This is a genomic window from Pseudomonas sp. MF6396, assembly GCF_002018915.1.
GTDB classification, from domain to species: domain Bacteria; phylum Pseudomonadota; class Gammaproteobacteria; order Pseudomonadales; family Pseudomonadaceae; genus Aquipseudomonas; species Aquipseudomonas palmensis.
Genome location: NZ_MVOK01000037.1, coordinates 1 through 17,950, shown reverse-complemented (window position 1 = coordinate 17,950; position 17,950 = coordinate 1). Strand labels below are relative to the sequence as shown.

Annotated in this window: 17 protein-coding genes; 7 read left to right on the top strand and 10 right to left on the bottom strand. The window is 62.6% G+C overall.

The features are described from left to right. Window positions 1-103: 103 nt before the first annotated feature. Window positions 104-1,357: a serine hydroxymethyltransferase gene (gene glyA, locus MF6396_RS25690; RefSeq protein WP_043860563.1), complete on the top strand. Its 1,254-nt coding sequence runs from the start codon at window positions 104-106 to the stop codon at window positions 1,355-1,357. Window positions 1,358-1,499: 142 nt separating this feature from the next. On the opposite strand, the gene yjiA is transcribed toward glyA, so the two are convergent. From yjiA to MF6396_RS25675, 3 genes are all read right to left on the bottom strand, one after another. Next, window positions 1,500-2,483, bottom strand: a complete 984-nt coding sequence (gene yjiA / locus MF6396_RS25685) for a GTPase (protein ID WP_162484866.1) — start codon at window positions 2,481-2,483, stop codon at window positions 1,500-1,502. Between the two features lie 62 nt (window positions 2,484-2,545). Further along, on the bottom strand, window positions 2,546-2,743 hold the full coding sequence (locus MF6396_RS25680) for a YbdD/YjiX family protein (protein WP_043860565.1): 198 nt from the start codon (window positions 2,741-2,743) through the stop codon (window positions 2,546-2,548). An 18-nt stretch (window positions 2,744-2,761) separates the two neighbouring features. Then, a complete protein-coding gene (locus MF6396_RS25675; protein WP_043860566.1) occupies window positions 2,762-4,828 on the bottom strand; it encodes a carbon starvation CstA family protein in 2,067 nt (688 codons plus the stop codon). 197 nt (window positions 4,829-5,025) lie between these two features. Here MF6396_RS25675 and MF6396_RS25670 point away from each other — a divergent pair, with 197 nt between their 5' ends. Further along, window positions 5,026-5,391, top strand: a complete 366-nt coding sequence (locus MF6396_RS25670; protein WP_058540734.1) for a PilZ domain-containing protein — start codon at window positions 5,026-5,028, stop codon at window positions 5,389-5,391. Between the two features lie 264 nt (window positions 5,392-5,655). Next, window positions 5,656-7,176 (top strand): nucleobase:cation symporter-2 family protein, encoded by a 1,521-nt coding sequence (locus tag MF6396_RS25665; RefSeq protein ID WP_054916569.1) that lies wholly within the window; start codon window positions 5,656-5,658, stop codon window positions 7,174-7,176. A 659-nt stretch (window positions 7,177-7,835) separates the two neighbouring features. Here MF6396_RS25665 and MF6396_RS25660 read toward each other — a convergent pair. The 3 genes from MF6396_RS25660 to radA all read right to left on the bottom strand — a co-directional run bounded on the left by MF6396_RS25660 (window position 7,836) and on the right by radA (window position 9,815). Beyond that, complete coding sequence (locus MF6396_RS25660) at window positions 7,836-8,108, bottom strand: colicin immunity domain-containing protein (protein ID WP_058540735.1); 273 nt, start codon at window positions 8,106-8,108, stop codon at window positions 7,836-7,838. Beyond that, window positions 8,105-8,356, bottom strand: coding sequence for a hypothetical protein (locus tag MF6396_RS25655; protein WP_078481822.1), 252 nt, complete (start codon window positions 8,354-8,356; stop codon window positions 8,105-8,107). The genes MF6396_RS25660 and MF6396_RS25655 overlap by 4 nt, the downstream gene beginning before the upstream one ends. Window positions 8,357-8,447: 91 nt before the next feature. Then, window positions 8,448-9,815 (bottom strand): DNA repair protein RadA, encoded by a 1,368-nt coding sequence (gene radA, locus MF6396_RS25650; protein WP_054916566.1) that lies wholly within the window; start codon window positions 9,813-9,815, stop codon window positions 8,448-8,450. A 175-nt stretch (window positions 9,816-9,990) separates the two neighbouring features. On the opposite strand from radA, the gene mscL reads away from it, so the two are divergent. After that, window positions 9,991-10,404 (top strand): large-conductance mechanosensitive channel protein MscL, encoded by a 414-nt coding sequence (gene mscL / locus MF6396_RS25645; RefSeq protein ID WP_078481821.1) that lies wholly within the window; start codon window positions 9,991-9,993, stop codon window positions 10,402-10,404. Window positions 10,405-10,452: 48 nt separating this feature from the next. On the opposite strand, the gene MF6396_RS25640 is transcribed toward mscL, so the two are convergent. Beyond that, complete coding sequence (locus MF6396_RS25640) at window positions 10,453-11,229, bottom strand: ferredoxin--NADP reductase (protein WP_043860573.1); 777 nt, start codon at window positions 11,227-11,229, stop codon at window positions 10,453-10,455. Window positions 11,230-11,475: 246 nt separating this feature from the next. Here MF6396_RS25640 and MF6396_RS25635 point away from each other — a divergent pair, with 246 nt between their 5' ends. Continuing rightward, complete coding sequence (locus MF6396_RS25635) at window positions 11,476-12,180, top strand: autoinducer binding domain-containing protein (RefSeq protein ID WP_078481820.1); 705 nt, start codon at window positions 11,476-11,478, stop codon at window positions 12,178-12,180. A 107-nt stretch (window positions 12,181-12,287) separates the two neighbouring features. Beyond that, window positions 12,288-13,412, top strand: coding sequence for a methyltransferase (locus MF6396_RS25630; protein ID WP_078481819.1), 1,125 nt, complete (start codon window positions 12,288-12,290; stop codon window positions 13,410-13,412). 135 nt (window positions 13,413-13,547) lie between these two features. Here MF6396_RS25630 and MF6396_RS25625 read toward each other — a convergent pair whose 3' ends face one another. From MF6396_RS25625 to MF6396_RS25615, 3 genes are read right to left on the bottom strand one after another with little or no spacing between them, the layout of a single operon-like run. Beyond that, window positions 13,548-13,703, bottom strand: a complete 156-nt coding sequence (locus MF6396_RS25625) for a DUF2474 domain-containing protein (protein ID WP_043860576.1) — start codon at window positions 13,701-13,703, stop codon at window positions 13,548-13,550. A 12-nt stretch (window positions 13,704-13,715) separates the two neighbouring features. Further along, window positions 13,716-14,723 carry a cytochrome d ubiquinol oxidase subunit II gene (cydB, locus tag MF6396_RS25620; protein ID WP_078481818.1) on the bottom strand — a complete coding sequence of 336 codons (1,008 nt, stop codon included), beginning with the start codon at window positions 14,721-14,723 and terminating at the stop codon, window positions 13,716-13,718. 3 nt (window positions 14,724-14,726) lie between these two features. After that, on the bottom strand, window positions 14,727-16,163 hold the full coding sequence (locus tag MF6396_RS25615; protein WP_078481817.1) for a cytochrome ubiquinol oxidase subunit I: 1,437 nt from the start codon (window positions 16,161-16,163) through the stop codon (window positions 14,727-14,729). Between the two features lie 373 nt (window positions 16,164-16,536). Between MF6396_RS25615 and MF6396_RS25610 the strand changes: the two genes are divergently transcribed. Next, window positions 16,537-17,766 (top strand): MFS transporter, encoded by a 1,230-nt coding sequence (locus tag MF6396_RS25610; RefSeq protein ID WP_043860579.1) that lies wholly within the window; start codon window positions 16,537-16,539, stop codon window positions 17,764-17,766. Window positions 17,767-17,950: the final 184 nt, after the last annotated feature.

Below are 17,950 nucleotides of genomic sequence, written 5' to 3'. Positions count from 1 at the left end.
GAATGAGCCCCGCTTGTCTGCGACATGATGCCCTTTCATATGCCAGACAAAAGCCGATGAGGTAGAATGCCCGCCTATTTCAGCACGATCCTTGAGGACCGCCATGTTCAGCCGTGATTTGACCATTGCCAAGTACGACGCCGATCTCTTTGCCGCCATGGAGCAAGAAGCTCAGCGCCAGGAAGAGCACATTGAGCTGATCGCTTCGGAAAACTACACCAGCCCTGCGGTGATGGAAGCTCAAGGCTCGGTACTGACCAACAAGTACGCCGAAGGCTACCCGGGCAAGCGCTACTACGGTGGCTGCGAATACGTCGACGTGGTCGAGCAACTGGCCATCGACCGCGCCAAGCAGCTGTTCGGCGCCGACTACGCCAACGTGCAGCCGCACGCCGGTTCCCAGGCCAACGCTGCCGTCTACCTGGCCCTGCTGTCGGCCGGTGACACCATCCTGGGCATGAGCCTGGCCCACGGCGGCCACCTGACCCACGGCGCGGCCGTGTCGTCCTCGGGCAAGCTGTACAACGCCATCCAGTACGGCATCGACGCCAACGGCCTGATCGACTACGACGAAGTCGAGCGCCTGGCGGTCGAGCACAAGCCGAAAATGATCGTGGCCGGTTTCTCGGCCTACTCGCAGGTGCTGGACTTCCCGCGCTTCCGCGAAATCGCCGACAAGGTCGGTGCCTACCTGTTCGTCGACATGGCCCACGTGGCTGGCCTGGTCGCCGCTGGCGTGTACCCGAACCCGGTGCCGTTCGCCGACGTGGTCACCACCACCACCCACAAGACCCTGCGCGGTCCACGTGGCGGCCTGATCCTGGCCCGTGCCAACGCCGACATCGAGAAGAAGCTGAACTCCGCCGTATTCCCGGGTGCCCAGGGCGGCCCGCTGGAGCACGTGATCGCGGCCAAGGCGATCTGCTTCAAGGAAGCGCTGCAGCCTGAGTTCAAGGCCTACCAGCAGCAAGTGGTGAAGAACGCCCAGGCCATGGCCGGCGTGTTCATCGAGCGCGGCTTCGACGTGGTGTCGGGCGGTACTGAAAACCACCTGTTCCTGCTGTCGCTGATCAAGCAGGAAATCTCCGGCAAGGACGCAGACGCTGCCCTGGGCAAAGCCTTCATCACCGTCAACAAGAACTCCGTGCCAAACGACCCACGCTCCCCGTTCGTCACTTCCGGCCTGCGCTTCGGCACCCCGGCCGTGACCACTCGCGGCTTCAAGGAAGCAGAGTGCAAGGAACTGGCGGGCTGGATCTGCGACATCCTGGACGACCTGAACAACGAAGCGGTGATCGACGCCGTTCGCGAGAAGGTCAAGGCCATCTGCGCCAAGCTGCCGGTGTACGGCAACTGATCGCAGGTACCTGATGTGAAAAAGCCCGGCTCCCAGCCGGGCTTTTTTGTGGCATCGCGGGTCAAGCCCGCTCCCACAGGATTTCATAGCCCTCCAGATGGGTAGTAAACCTGTGGGAGCGGGCTTGACCCGCGATGGGCCCTCAGGGGCGACCCAAGGCCTCGAACCCCTCGCGAATCTTCGCCTCGGGCAGGTCATCGGCAATGAACACCATCACACTCTCGCGCTGTTCACCTTCGGCCCACTCGGTATCCCAGTCGAAGCCATACAGCTTCAGCACGCCCTGAAACACCAGCCGCCGATCCTCGCCAGCAATGTTCAACACGCCCTTGTAGCGCAACAGCTGCTTGCCATGCGCCTCCAGCAATTGGTTCATGAACTCGCTCAGCCGGTCGATATCCAGCGGCACATCGGTACGCAGCACCATGCTGGAGATCCGGTCCAGGCTGTTGCCCGCCGCCACAACAGGCCGCAGGTTGAGGCTGGCGTTGAGGTTGAACCCGCGCACATCCAGCATCTCGGCCAGGTCGATCCTGCCGTTGTCCACCACACGGATCGGCGCACGTCGGTTGATCCGCGCCAGGCGCTGGCTCAAAGCCTCGAACGCGGCCGCATCGACCAGGTCGGTCTTGCTCACCAGCAGGCGATCGGCAAACCCGACCTGGGCCTGGGCGATGGTCTGGGTCAGGTGCAGGTCGGCATGCGCGGCATCCACCAGGGTGATGATGCCGTCGAGGATGTAGCGCTCGCGCAGCTCTTCGTCGATGAAGAAGGTCTGCGCCACCGGTGCCGGGTCGGCCAGGCCGGTGCACTCGATCACCAGCCGGTCGAAGGCGATTTCGCCGCTGTCCAGACGCTCCAGCAGCAGGAACAGCGCCTTGGTCAGGTCGGTGTGGATGGTGCAGCACACGCAGCCGTTGGCCAGGGTCATGACCTGCACCGGTTCGTCGCCCAGCAGTTGGGTGTCGATGCCGGCGTCGCTGAACTCGTTTTCGATCACGGCGATTTTCAGGCCGTGCTCGGCCTTGAGCAGGTGACGCAGCAAGGTGGTCTTGCCGGCCCCCAGAAAACCGCTGAGCACGGTGACGGGAATGGGTTGCACGGAAAATCTCCTGAACACTGAAATGACTGTGGGAGCCCGGCTGCCCGGGCTCCCACAGGTTTGTCACACGCGGGCGGTGCCGTCTTTCAACAGCACTTGGGCCCGCCCTTGCCGCCGTAACGCGCCTCCTGGCGTTCCCGGAAGAACTCCTCGTAGGTCATCGGCGGCAGGTCGGGGTGCCGGGTTTGCATATGCTCGACGTAATTGTCGTAGTCGGGCATGCCGACCATCAGGCGGGCTGCCTGCCCCAGGTACTTACCCAGTCGACCGAGATCGTTGAACATGTCTGCAATCCTCTTGGTTTACGCGTCCGGCAAGGCCTGGAACGGCGATTCCTTGTCGGTACGTTCTTTCTTGTTCAAGGCGCGGATACCGACCTTGAGCGCGAAGAACAGGATGCTGAACACCACGAACAGGAACAGCGCGGTCAGCGTCGCGTTGGTGTACGCGTTGAAGATCACGTGCTGCATCTGCGCGATGTCCTTGGCCGGGGCCAGTACCTGACCGGCGTCCAGCGCCGCGCTGTACTTGTTGGCCAGGGCCAGGAAGCCCACCGCCGGGTTCGGGTCGAACAGCTTGATGAAGCCTGCGGTGGTGGTGCAGATCAGCAGCCATACCGCCGGCACCAGGGTGACCCACATGTACTGCTGGCGCTTCATCTTGATCAGCACCACGGTGCCGAGCATCAGCGCGATACCGGCCAGCATCTGGTTGGAGATGCCGAACAGCGGCCACAAGGTGTTGATGCCACCCAGCGGGTCGATCACGCCCTGGTACAGCAGGTAGCCCCACAACGCCACACAGCCGGCGGTGGCGAGCAGGTTGGCGCCCCACGACTCGGTGCGCTTGAGCGCCGGCACGAACGAGCCCAGCAGGTCCTGCAGCATGAAGCGCCCGGCACGCGTACCGGCGTCTACCGCAGTGAGGATGAACAGGGCTTCGAACAGGATCGCGAAGTGGTACCAGAACGCCATGGTGTTTTCACCCGGTAGTACCTGGTGCAGGATCTGCGCGATACCCACCGCCAGGGTCGGCGCACCACCGGCACGGGCCAGCACGGTGTGCTCGCCGATGTCCCGGGCGACCGCCTCGAGCTGCTCGGGGGTGATGGCAAAGCCCCAACTGCTGACTGTCTGCGCCACCGACACCACGTCGGCACCGACCACCGCGGCCGGGCTGTTCATGGCGAAGTACACGCCCGGCTCGATCACCGAGGCGGCAACCATGGCCATGATCGCGACGAATGACTCCATCAGCATGCCGCCATAGCCGATGTAGCGGGCGTTGACTTCGTTGTCCAGCAGCTTGGGCGTGGTGCCCGAGGAGATCAGCGCATGGAAACCCGATACCGCGCCACAGGCGATGGTAATGAACAGGAACGGGAACAGGGTGCCCTTCCACACCGGGCCGGTGCCGTCGGTGAACTGGGTCAGCGCCGGCATCTTCAGCTCGGGCGCCAGCACCAGGATGCCGATGGCCAGGGCAATGATGGTACCGATCTTGAGGAAGGTGGAGAGGTAGTCACGCGGCGCCAGCACCAGCCATACCGGCAGCACGGCGGCGACGAAGCCATAGCCCACAAGCATCCAGGTGATCTGCACGCCGGTGAAGGTGAACGCCGGGCCCCACACCGGATCGGCGGCCACCAGGCCCCCCAGCCAGATGGACAGCAACAGCAGCACCACACCGATCAGCGAGATCTCGCCGATGCGGCCCGGGCGGATATAACGCATGTACACGCCCATGAACATCGCGATGGGGATGGTCGCCATCACCGTGAACATGCCCCATGGGCTTTCGGCCAGGGCCTTGACCACGATCAGCGCCAGCACCGCAAGGATGATGATCATGATCAGGAAGCAGCCGAACAGGGCGATGGTGCCGGGAATGCGGCCCATTTCCTCACGCACCATGTCGCCCAGCGAGCGACCGTTGCGGCGGGTGGACAGGAACAGGATCATGAAGTCCTGCACTGCACCGGCCAGTACCACGCCGGCGATCAGCCAGAGCGTACCGGGCAGATAGCCCATCTGCGCAGCCAGTACCGGGCCCACCAGCGGGCCAGCGCCGGCGATGGCCGCGAAGTGGTGACCGAACAGGATGTGCTTGTTGGTCGGCACGTAGTCCAGACCATCGTTGTTGAGCACCGCCGGGGTGGCCCGGCGCGGGTCCAGCTGCATCACCTTGGTGGCGATGAACAGACTGTAGTAACGGTAGGCGACCAGGTAGAGGGCTACCGAGGCAACCACAATCCACAAGGCGTTGATCGCTTCGCCACGGCGCAGGGCAACCACACCCAGCGCACAGGCCCCCAGGACTGCCAGCAGCAGCCATGGTATATGGCGTAGCAGGCTATTATTGTTGTTCATGGTTTGCTTCCAGCTAGTGGATATGAAAGACCGCCCATCGAGTCTAGGGCGAGTCTTGGCGCATTGCCATACTTGCTTTGGTCTAGAGCCTGCAGCCCCGCCCACAGTCTCGTTATGCGCGTTCGCGATCATGCTGGCAAGCCCTGAGCTATAGTCAGTCAGGTTCCAGCCAGGTTCTACTGCAAAGGGCCTCCACCATGAGCGATCACCCAGAACGCCGGCGCTTCCAGCGCATACCCTTCGATGCACCGACCGAACTGCTCCAGGGCGAACGACGCTGGCCGGTCAACCTGCTCGACCTGTCGCTCAAGGGCCTGCTGATCGAGGCGCCCAAGGCCTGGGACGCCGACCTCGAGCGGCCGTTCGCTGCGCAGATACGCCTGGGTGAAGAGGCGTTTGTCACCATGACGGTGGAACTGCGCCATGTCGACGACACCCAGCTGGGGTTTATCTGCGAGCACATCGACCTCGATTCGCTGGAGCACCTGTGCCGCCTGGTGGAGCTCAACCTGGCCGATCGCACCGAACTGGAGCGCGAATTCCATCAACTCATCGACATTTGAAATCTTTTAGCCCGCTACCGACCTGACCCCGCCCCGCCTTCCTGTCCACCCAGACAGCTTTCAAACAGCCGTTCATGCCACCGGACCCAGCCCTGGCGGGCCTGGTGCTGCGTGTTGGAACGATAACTGCATCCACGCCTGCACCCAAACCAATGACCTGACTGTTCCTGTGCCAATCTAAAAATTGTATACAATTGTTCTGGCAATGAATGGCACGAGTTGTCTACAGTAGCGCCACAACAATAAAACAGAGAACCTGCTCCCATGACTACGTCCTCCCCCGACACGTCCACGGCATCACGTCCTGAAGACGAGAACCTGGGGCTCGGCGCCAACCTGGCGTACGGGCTGCAACACGTACTCACCATGTACGGCGGTATCGTCGCGGTACCGCTGATTCTCGGCCAGGCGGCCGGCCTGGGCCCGGCCGACATCGGCCTGCTGATTGCCGCATCGCTGTTTGCCGGTGGCCTGGCGACCCTGCTGCAGACCCTGGGCCTGCCGTTCTTCGGTTGCCAGTTGCCGCTGGTACAGGGCGTTTCGTTTGCCGGCGTGGCCACCATGGGCGCGATTCTCAGCAGCGAGGGCGGCGGCGGCCTGCCGGGGGTGCTGGGCGCGGTGATGGCGGCCTCGTTGATCGGGTTTCTGATCACCCCGGTGTTCTCGCGCATCACCAAGTTCTTCCCGCCACTGGTGACCGGCATCGTGATCACCACCATCGGCCTGACCCTGATGCCGGTCGCGGCGCGCTGGGTCATGGGCGGCAACAGCAAGGCACCGGACTTCGGCAGCATGTCCAACATCGGCCTGGCGGCGGTGACCTTCCTGATCGTGCTGATACTGAGCAAGCTGGGCAGCGCGGCGATCTCGCGGCTGTCGATCCTGCTGGCGATGGTGTTCGGCACCCTGATCGCCTGGTCGCTGGGCATGGCTGATTTCAGCAAGGTGCTCGAAGGTCCGCTGGTGGCCTTCCCTACCCCGTTCCACTTCGGCATGCCGACCTTCCATATCGCGGCCATCCTGTCGATGTGCATCGTGATCATGGTGACCCTGGTGGAAACCTCGGCCGACATCCTCGCGGTAGGTGAGATCATCGACACCAAGGTCGACTCCAAGCGCCTGGGCGATGGCCTGCGTGCCGACATGGCCTCGAGCATCCTGGCGCCGATCTTCGGTTCGTTCACCCAGAGCGCATTCGCCCAGAACGTCGGCCTGGTGGCCGTGACCGGGGTGAAGAGCCGCTACGTGGTGGCTACCGGTGGCGTGATCCTGGTGGTGCTGGGCCTGCTGCCGATCATGGGCCGGGTGATTGCCGCCGTACCGACCTCGGTACTGGGTGGCGCGGGGATCGTGCTGTTCGGCACCGTGGCGGCCAGTGGTATCCGCACGCTGTCCAAGGTGGACTACCGCAACAACATGAACCTGATCATCGTGGCCGCCTCACTGGGCTTCGGCATGATCCCGATTGCCGCGCCCAACTTCTACGCGCAGTTCCCGAACTGGTTCGAGACCATCTTCCACTCCGGCATCAGCTCGTCGGCGATCATGGCGATTCTGCTGAACCTGGTGTTCAACCACTTCAAGACCGGCAACTCCGATCATCAGTCGGTGTTCGTGGCCGCCTCCGAGCGCACGCTGAACTACTCGGACATTTCCGGGCTGCGTGACGGCGACTACTTCGAAGACGGCAAGCTGTTCGATGCCGAGGGCAAGGAGATTCCGTTGCTGGAGAAGGATGAGCATGGGGGGCAGATAGTGAGGCGAGAGACGGTGGCTGAGCATTGATAGTGCTCGGTTGATGAGGAAGGGCTGGTGCACGTGCACCGGCCCTTTTTGTGTGTGCCTGTTGGCCATCGGAAAGCGAATTTTATAAATATCAGAACACAACACTTCAATGTTTTATTTCTGACGACTTACAATTATATCCTTTTCAAAAAACTTCAAAACGCCGCCATCGAAATCTATTCGATACGCCCCTAACTTAAATCATAACTGAGAGACATATAATCTCCACAACCAGACACAATAAGACTTTCAAGATGCTTGCATACTGTTTTTTGATAACCCATCTATTTGAGACTCTTCAAAAAACTTTAAGACCTTCTTTGGTAGCGGGGAAAACTAAAAGATAACTGCTCCCCCACTTTTCCAGCCCCTAATGCTGCGCCTACCTCTGATGCATAACAGCCTTTAATAGTGACCGTCTTGCCTCCTTGAGATTGGATATATTGTAGGAGTTTTTTTAAGCGGCCCAACTAACTCGGCAGCCCCACCGGGACCATTGCCAATAAAACCTTTCGATGTACCAACAGTAAAGTCGTCAAATATGACCTCACCGGCATTCATCGTCACTTTCGGGAAGTACATTGTTAGGCCCCCATTAGCAGCATCAAATGAAGCCTTCCCAAGATCTGTTGCGAGAGGAGAGGTTGCTTTTGCACAAACTAATCAGTGACTATTTTTTGCATCAAGCTCGCGACCTTAGATTTAAGCATTTCATCGTCAAGCTCATACTCTTCCCTTGATTCATCTGGCTCGTACATATCCGCAGCACAAAAAATGCTGGACAAGCACTCGCTCAACGAAGGCTCATCGAGCTGAAGGACATTCCTATCTCGCTCAATTTTCCAAAGCTCAATATACGCCTCAGAAAAAACTTTGGCTGTCAGTCTTCCTGCTACATACGATCTTGCAAACTCCAAGATAGTAAGACTCATCGCAAAACTCCATATTTAATAAAGCAGCGGGCATCGGCCGGCGCCGGTGCAGTCTGGGTTGGGGCGGTGCTGCCAGGCAGCTCCTTGAGTTCCTGCAGGCGCCGCTGCTGCTCTTCAAGCAACCGCCCCTGACGCTCGCGAATCAGTTCCTGGTCACCCGGCAAGCTCGCGGCCGATACAGGGTCAGCAAGGATGCCCAACAACAGCCAGAAGCAGGACAGCTTTGTGCCAGATACCAAAAACGCCATCTTCCCATCCCTGGAAGCAAAAAACGAAGGCGCGACAGTAGAGAGACAGAACAATGGCGCCAATTAGCCATCATGGCAAATTGATTACATTTTATTCAAACAACGCATCCAACGCCTGCTCCAGGCGCGTCACCGCAATCACCTGCAGCCCCGGCGGCGCTTCCTTGGGCGCGTTGCCCTTGGGCACGATGGCGCGCTTGAAGCCGTGCTTGGCGGCCTCCTTCAGGCGCTCCTGCCCGCTCGGCACCGGGCGCACTTCACCAGACAGGCCCACCTCGCCGAACACCAGCAGGTCGTGTGGCAGCGGGCGGTTGCGCAAGCTCGACATCACCGCCGCCATCAAGGCCAGGTCCGACGCGGTCTCCAGTACCTTGACCCCGCCCACCACGTTTAGGAACACATCCTGGTCGTGGGTGGGGATGCCGCCATGGCGATGCAGCACCGCCAGCAACATGGCCAGGCGGTTCTGGTCCAGGCCCAGGGTCACACGGCGCGGGTTGGCCATGTGGCTTTCATCCACCAGCGCCTGCACCTCCACCAGCATCGGCCGGGTACCTTCCCAGGTGGCCATCACCACGCTGCCCGGCACTTCCTCCTGGGCACGGGTGAGGAAGATCGCCGACGGGTTGGAGACTTCCTTGAGGCCGCGGTCGGTCATGCCGAACACGCCCAGCTCGTTGACCGCACCAAAGCGGTTCTTCACCGCGCGCAGCAGGCGCAGGCGACCGTCGGACTCGCCCTCGAAATACAGCACGGTGTCGACCATGTGTTCCAGTACCCGCGGCCCGGCCAACGCGCCCTCCTTGGTCACGTGGCCGACCAGGAAGATCGCCGTGCCGCTCTGCTTGGCATAGCGCACCAGCAAGGCGGCACTCTCGCGTACCTGCGACACGCCACCGGGCGCCGACTGCAACTGTTCGGTGAAGATGGTCTGGATGGAGTCGATCACCATCACCTTGGGCTTTTCGACCCGCGCGGTGGCAATGATGGTTTCGATGCAGGTCTCGGTCATCACCCGCAACTGATCCTGCGGCAGGCCCAGGCGACGGGCACGCATGGCCACCTGCTGCTGGGATTCTTCCCCGGTGACGTACAGCGCCGGCATGCGCGTGGCAATGTTGCACAGGGTCTGCAGCAGGATGGTGGACTTGCCGATGCCCGGGTCACCACCAATCAGCACCACCGATCCATCGACCAGGCCGCCACCGAGCACGCGGTCCAGCTCGGCGCTGGCGGTGCTGAAACGCGGGATCTCCTCGACACTGACCTCGGCCAGGGTCTTGATCTGCGCCTGTTGCCCGGCCCAGCCGGTGCGCCCGGCAGGCGCCGCAGCGCCGCCACTTTCGATCATGGTCTCGACCAGGGTGTTCCACGCGCCGCATTCGCCGCACTGGCCCGCCCACTTGGGAAAGGTCGCGCCGCACTCGGTGCAGCCGTACATGCGCTTGGCCTTGGCCATGGGGCAGTCTCCTGGAAAAAGGGGCCATGATAGCCGAGCCGACCCAGCTGCGGGGCGCCGCCTGGGCGACAAAACTATTCGGCATAGCCGGGGTCTTTTACTGCAACGCGGAGCATGAAGCGCATAGCTGATTTACACTGCGATGACCAATCTCATCTGTTACAGGGAATAAACCATGGGCGTGATCAGTGAATTCAAGGCCTTCGCGGTCAAGGGCAACGTGGTCGACATGGCCGTCGGTATCATCATCGGCGCCGCGTTCGGCAAAATCGTTTCATCGTTTGTTGGCGATGTGGTGATGCCACCCTTGGGCCTGCTGATCGGTGGAGTGGACTTCAGTGATCTGGCGGTGGTGCTCAAGGCGGCCGAGGGTGACGCGCCGGCGGTGGTGCTGGCCTATGGCAAGTTCATCCAGACGGTGATCGACTTTCTGATCGTGGCCTTCGCGATCTTCATGGGCGTGAAGGTGATCAACCGCCTCAAGCGCGAAGAAGCGGTGGCCCCGACCCTGCCGCCGGTACCCACCAAGGAAGACGAACTGCTGGGCGAAATTCGCGACCTGCTCAAGGCGCAGAACCAGCAGCCCTGAATCGGGCCTGCCTGACCGTAACGGCGCCTTCGGGCGCCGTTGTGCTGTCTACCAGTAGTTTTCCACCGCCACCTGGCCCGGCCGGCGGCTGAGGCTCAGTTGAAGATCACGCGCCTTGAGCACCTGGCGGGTGTCGTCGATCATCTGCGGGTTGCCGCAGAGCATCACCCGCGAATGTTCGGGGGTCAGCGCCAGGCCGGCCGCACGCTCCAGTTCGCCGTTCTCGATCAGGGTGGTGATACGCCCGTTCAGCGCACCCGGGTGTTGCTCGCGGGTGACCACCGGAATGAACTGCAGCTTGCCCGCATGTTCGGCCAGGTAGTCGCGCTGCTCCAGGCCGGCGATCTCCTGCTGATAGGCGAGCTCCCTGGCTTCGCGCACCGAATAGACCAGCTTGATGGTGTCGAACCGCTCCCAGGCTTCGAAGTCCTGCAGTATCGACATGAAGGGTGCAATGCCGGTACCGGTCGCCAGCAACCACAGGTCCCGCCCGTCGGCGAAGCGATCGAGGGTCAGGAAACCGAACGCCTGGCGGTCGATCAACAGTTGGTCACCCTCGCGCAGCCGGCTCAGCTCACTGGTGAACTCGCCGCCGGGGACGACGATCGAGAAAAAGTCCAGGTACTCGTCGAACGGCGACGAGACCATCGAGTACGCCCGCCACACCACGCTGCCATCGGCACGGGTCACGCCCAGGCGAGCAAACTGGCCGGCCCGGAATCGAAAACCGGGATCACGGGTTACGCGCAGGCTGAACAGGTTGGGGGTCAGCGGCTGGACATCGAGCAGGGTCTGGCGGGTGAACTTCTCCGCACTGGCAGTCATGGTGTGCTCCACAATTCAGGTAAACACAGTGTCGCGCAAAGCTGACGGGATAAACACCGCCGCGATGTAATGGCATTACGCTCATGTGTTTCAACCACGTAACAAAACATGTAACGCGGGTTGTACAACCCTATTTTTATGTAGAGCACTGGAACATTTCTATAGCAAAAAAAACCTAGAACAACGTGCGACTTTTCCTACACTCGATCCAGGGTGACTAAATTGCAAAGGTGCACGGAGGCTCAAATGCCATATTGGAAGCAGGAGCAGTTGCAACAACTGACGCAGGAGGAAAACCAGCAACAGATGTTTGCCACTGCACTGTCACTGGCCGAGCAACTGGACATGGAGTTTCTGGCATACCGCCTGAACGGCAGGACGGTCGCCGAAGGCCCGCAGGTCATGATGTTCAACAACTACCCGGCCGAATGGAACGAGCTCTACAAGAAGAACGAGTACGAGCGCATCGACCCGGTGCTTGTGCATTGCCATCATTCGAACATGCCGGTGCTGTGGTCCCCGCAGTTGTACAAGCAAGCCCCCGAGTTGCGACAGACGGCGTGCGAACATGGCCTGTGCCATGGTTGGAGCCAGGGCACCCAGGACCTGCGCGGCAACGAAAGCGTGCTGTGCGTATCACGCCGGCAGGGCGAAGTGAGCATGGCGGAACTGTACGAAAAGTCGGCCCAGACCCTGTGGCTGTGCAACCTGCTGCACACCCTGATGGTTGCCAAGTTGCATCCGCCCAAGGCCCGTGTGCAGGCACTCTCGCCCCGGGAACGCGAGGTGCTGCAGTGGACCGCTGCCGGCAAGACTGCCGAAGACATCAGTTGCATCCTCACGCTGTCCAGAAGCACGGTCAATTTTCATATCCGCAGCATCACCAGCAAACTCAACACCACCAACAAGACCAGCGCGGTCGCCATCGCCACCCAGTACGGGTTGATCTGAGGTTCTGCTCGCCAACACCCCCCTCCCCACCTGCAAAAACGCTGTAGAATCTGCGCCCGTCCAGCGCCAAGCCCCAGCGCGCGCGCCAAAGCCCAGAGCCCTACGCCATGCCCCTGTTGATCACCCCCTTCGCCGAGCTCGAGCTGCTTCGCCAGCCCGAATACGCCAACGACCCCTTGCAGGCCTTCGACGCGGCCGACGAGTACCTGCTCGAACACCTGGCCGCGCAGGCGCTGCCTGCCACGAGCCGGGTACTGGTACTCAACGACAGCTTCGGCGCACTGGCCATCAGCCTGCGCGCCCATGCCCAGGTGCTGGGCAGCGGCGACTCCTACCTGGCCCGGCTGGCACTGGAGAAGAACCTGGTGCGCAATGGCCAGGCATTCGACAGCGTGCCCTTCATCACCGCCAGCCAGCATTGGCAGGGGCCGTTCGACCGGGTGCTGGTGCGCGTACCCAAGACCCTGGCGCTGCTCGAAGAGCAGTTGATCCGGCTGCAGGGCCAGTTGGCACCCGGCGCGCAGGTAATCGCCGGGGCGATGATCAAGCACCTGCCACGGGCAGCCGGCGACCTGCTGGAGAAGTACATCGGCCCGGTGCAGGCATCGCTGGCGCGCAAGAAGGCGCGCCTGCTGATCGCCACGGCCGAGCCCAGGGCGGCGGCAGCCTCGCCCTACCCCACCCGTTATCAGCTGGAGCAACCACCGCTGGAGCTGGTGAACCACGCCAATGTGTTCTGCCGCGAAGGGCTGGATATCGGTACCCGTGCCTTCCTGCCACACCTGCCCCGCGACCTGGGCGATGCGCGGGTGGCCGACCTTGGCTGCGGCAACGGCGTGCTGGGCATCGTCAGCGCGCTGGCCAACCCGCAGGCGCACTACACCCTGGTGGACGAGTCGTACATGGCGGTGCAGTCGGCCGAGCAGAACTGGCAGGCGGCGCTGGGCGAGCGAGCCGTGACGGTGCGCGCCGACGACGGGCTGGCCGGGCAGGCACCGCAGTCCCTGGACGTGGTGCTGTGCAACCCGCCGTTTCACCAGCAGCAGGTAGTGGGGGACTTTCTCGCCTGGCGCATGTTCCAGCAGGCACGCGAGGCACTGGTGGTGGGCGGGGCGCTGTACATCGTGGGCAATCGGCACCTGGGCTATCACAGCAAGCTGGCGCGATTGTTCCGGGGAGTGGAGCAGGTGGCAGCCACGCCGAAGTTCGTGGTGCTCAAGGCGCGCAAGTAGGCCGGGTACGGAGCCGACACCTTCGCCGGCAAGCGGCTCCTGCGCCAGGCGGCCGAGACAGGCAAAAAAAACCCTGCGCAGCTCACGCGGCGCAGGGTGTAAACCCGCCCAGGGCGGGATGGGAAATACCTTGGCTCAGTGGGTACTCAAGCCCGCCGCCGCCATGAACATCCGCATCAGCCAGGCCACCACGGCCAGGCTTGCCACGCTCACTGCCCAGATCAGCAGCAGCCAGCCCAGGCGCTGCATCAGCGGCTTTTTCTCCGGTTCGAAGGTGTCTTTGCCAGTCATTGCCAGGCCCTCCTAGTGATAGCCGTCGTCGTGGGTCACCTTGCCGCGGAACACGTAGTAGCTCCAGAAGGTGTAGCCCAGGATAAACGGGATGATGAACAGCGTGCCCACCAGCATGAAGCCCTGGCTCTGCGGCGGCGCTGCGGCGTCCCAGATCGAGATCGACGGCGGGATGATGTTCGGCCACAGGCTGATGCCCAGCCCGCTGTAGCCCAGGAAGATCAGCACCAACGTCAGCAGGAACGGGGTGTAGTGGGCATGGCGTGCCACCGCCCGCACCAGCCCGTACAGGGTGACCAGCACCAGGATCGGCACCGGCAGGAACCAGAACAGGTTGGGCAGGCTGAACCAGCGCGTGGCGATGTCCGGATGCGCCAGCGGCGTCCAGATACTCACCACACCGGTCACGGCCAGCAGCACGAAGGCCAGTGGGCGTGCCAGGTCATGCATCTTGCTCTGCAACGAGCCTTCGGTCTTCATGATCAGCCAGGTGCAGCCGAGCAAGGCATAGGCCACGATCAGCCCCACCCCGCAGAACAGGCTGAACGGCGTCAGCCAGTCCAGCGAGCCGCCTGCGTAGTTGCGTTCGACCACCTTGAAGCCTTCGATGAATGCGCCCAGTGCCACGCCCTGGAAGAAGGTCGCGGCCAGCGAACCGCCGATGAACGCCTTGTCCCACAGGTGGCGCTTGTCGGCCTTGGCCTTGAAGCGGAACTCGAAGGCCACGCCACGGAAGATCAGCCCCATCAGCATCAGCATCAACGGCAGGTACAGCGCCGAGAGCACCACCGCATAGGCCAGCGGGAAGGCGCCGAACAGCGCCGCCCCGCCCAGCACCAGCCAGGTCTCGTTGCCGTCCCAGACCGGGGCGACGGTGTTCATCATCACATCGCGGTCGCGCTCGCCCTTGACGAAGGGAAACAGGATGCCAATGCCCAGGTCGAAGCCGTCCATCACCACGTACATCATGATGCCGAAGATGATGATCACGGCCCAGATAAGCGGAAGATCAATACCCATGAGTCAGTTCCCCTTGCTCAGGCTGGCGTGGTCGTCGGCATGGTCGTCGTCGGCAGCCGACAACGGCCGCGCCGGGGTGCGTTGCTGGCCAGGCCCACCATGGGTCGGCGCGTCGCCCTCGCCGGTTTCCGGCCCCTTGCGCACCAGACGCATCATGTAGCCGAGCCCCGCGCCGAACAGCGCGAAGTACACCACCACGAACATCACCAGGGTGATGCCCAGTTGCGCATAGCTGTGGTTGGACACGCCATCGGCGGTACGCATCAGCCCGTACACCACCCACGGCTGGCGACCGACCTCGGTGGTGAACCAGCCGGCCAGGATCGCGATCAGCCCGGACGGGCCCATCCACAGGGTCAGGTAGAGGAACGGGCGCGAGCTGTACAGGGTGCCGCGCTTGCGCAGCCACAGGCTCCACAGGCCCACGGCGATCATCAGCATGCCCAGCCCGACCATGATGCGGAACGACCAGAACACCACGGTGGAGTTGGGCCGGTCTTCAGGCGGGAACTCCTTCATCGCCGGCACCTGCTTGTCCAGGCTGTGGGTCAGGATCAGGCTGCCCAGCGCCGGGATCTCCAGCTTGAAGTGGGTGGTCTCGTTCTTCATGTCGGGGATGCCGAACAGGATCAGCGGGGTCGGCTCGTCGCCGACGTTTTCCCAGTGGCCTTCGATGGCGGCGATCTTCACCGGCTGGTGCTTGAGGGTGTTGAGCCCGTGGAAGTCGCCGATCACCGCCTGCACCGGCGCCACGATCAGCGCCATCCACATGGCCATCGAGAGCATCTTGCGAATCGCCGGGTTGTCCTTGCCGCGCAGCAGGTGCCAGGCGGCCGAGGCGCCGACGAAGAAGGCCGTGGCCACGAATGCTGCCGTGGCCATGTGCGCCAGGCGGTAGGGGAAGGACGGGTTGAAGATCACCGCGAACCAGTCGACCGGGATCACCACGCCGTTGACGATTTCATAACCTTGCGGGGTCTGCATCCAGCTGTTGGACGCCAGGATCCAGAAGGTGGAGATCAGCGTGCCGACGGCGACCATGATGGTGGCGAAGAAGTGCAGGCCGCGCCCGACCTTGTTCCAGCCGAACAGCATGACCCCCAGAAAGCCCGCTTCGAGGAAGAACGCGGTGAGCACCTCATAGGTCAGCAACGGCCCGGTGATCGAGCCGGCGAAGTCCGAGAAGCGGCTCCAGTTGGTGCCGAACTGGTACGCCATGACCAGGCCGGAGACCACGCCCATGCCGAAGTTGACGGCAAAGATCTTCGACCAGAAGTGGTACAGGTCGCGGTAGACGCTGTTGTGGGTCTTGAGCCACAGGCCTTCGAGCACCGCCAGGTAACTCGCCAGGCCGATGGTGATGGCCGGGAACAGGATGTGGAAAGAGATCGTAAACGCAAACTGGATTCGGGCGAGATCTAGAGCCTCTAATCCGAACATAGTGCTTCCTCTGTCAGGTTATCCGGCGTCAGGGTCACGGCCTTGGCGCCAACTGCCCCTACGTCATTGAGTGCGGCGAGTTGGAATTGTTCTGAAAACTTGCAATCGCAGGGAATTCGGCCCTCCGGCCACATCGTTGCATTTGAAACAGTTGCAAAAACAACAATTGATCCAGGTCAACGATTGCCTGAAAGCATAGTCCTGAACGGGCCGCATGGTTGTGTGGTGGTTTGCCGCGTGACCGGTTGCCTCACCCCCTTTACGCACACACGAATCGGTGCGCCTACCGCACGGGGATGACGGCTTTCGCAACCTGCTGTTACAAACTGGTGATAATCTGCCCCGCCGCCCCCGCAAAGGCTCTGTATCGCACATGTCAGACCATGCCCCGCTTCTGCTGCGCCATCACCGCCCCTTCCTGGCATTCTGGTGCGCACGAATTTTCACTGCCAGCGGCTTCCAGATGCTCACCGTGGCCATCGGCTGGCACCTCTATCAGCTGACCGGCAACGTGCTCGACCTGGGCCTGGTGGGCCTGGTGGAATTCGCCCCGCGGGTGCTGTTCATGCTGCACACCGGGCATGTGGCCGACCGCTATGACCGGCGCCGGGTGGCAGCGCTGTGCCAGTTCGCCCAGGCGCTGATCGCCCTGGCGCTGGTGGTGGGCAGCAGCACCCACAGTGTGACCCGCGAACTGATCTTCGTGCTGGCGTTCCTGCTGGGCAGTGCGCGCTCTTTCGAGATGCCGGCCACCCAGGCGTTGCTGCCCAACGTGGTGCCCTCGGCGCTGTTCCCGCGGGCAGTGGCCGCGTCGGCCTCGGCCATGCAGTCGGCGACCATCGTCGCGCCGGCGCTGGGGGGCTTTCTGTATGCCTTTGGCAGCGTGTGGGTGTATGGCCCGACCGTGGTGCTGTACGTGATCGCCTGCGGCCTGACCTTGCGCCTGAGCGCCGCCCGCCAGCCGGCCAACCGGGGCCGGGCGAGCCTGGAATCGCTGCTGGCGGGCATTCGCTTCATTCGCAGCCGCCCGGACGTGCTCGGCGCGGTGTCGCTGGACCTGTTCGCCGTGCTGCTGGGCGGCGCCACGGCGTTGCTGCCGGTGTTCGCCAAGGACATCCTGCTGACCGGCCCGTGGGGCCTGGGCCTGTTGCGCTCGGCGCCGGCGGTGGGGGCGCTGCTGATGTCGGTGTGGCTGGCGCGCTTCCCCATCGAGCGCAAGGTCGGGCGGGTGATGTTCACGGCGGTGGGGGTCTTTGGCGTGGCGACCATTGCCTTCGGCCTGTCGACCTCGTTCTGGTTCTCGCTGGCGGTGCTGGCGGTGCTGGGCGCGGCGGACATGATCAGCATGGTGATCCGCAGCGCGTTCGTGCAACTGGAGACGCCGGACGAGATGCGTGGTCGGGTAAGCGCGGTGAACGGGTTGTTCATCGGCGCCTCGAACCAGCTGGGCGAGTTCGAGTCCGGGGTCACGGCGCACTGGTTCGGCACCGTGCCGGCTGTGGTGCTGGGCGGGGTGGGCACGCTGGTGGTGACGGGCGTGTGGATCAAGCTGTTCCCGACGCTGGCGGGGCGCGACCACATGCATACCCAGAAAAAGGGCTGACCGCGCGCACCCAATCGCGGGTCAAGCTTGCTCCCACAAGGGCCTCACTGAATCTGTGGGGGCGGGCTTGACCGGCGATGGGCGGCGCAGCAGCCCCAATCAATCAGGAGCCAGGCAATGCGTTCATCAAAGGTGATACATGTAGTCAGCTGCCACGCCGAAGGCGAGGTCGGCGATGTGATTG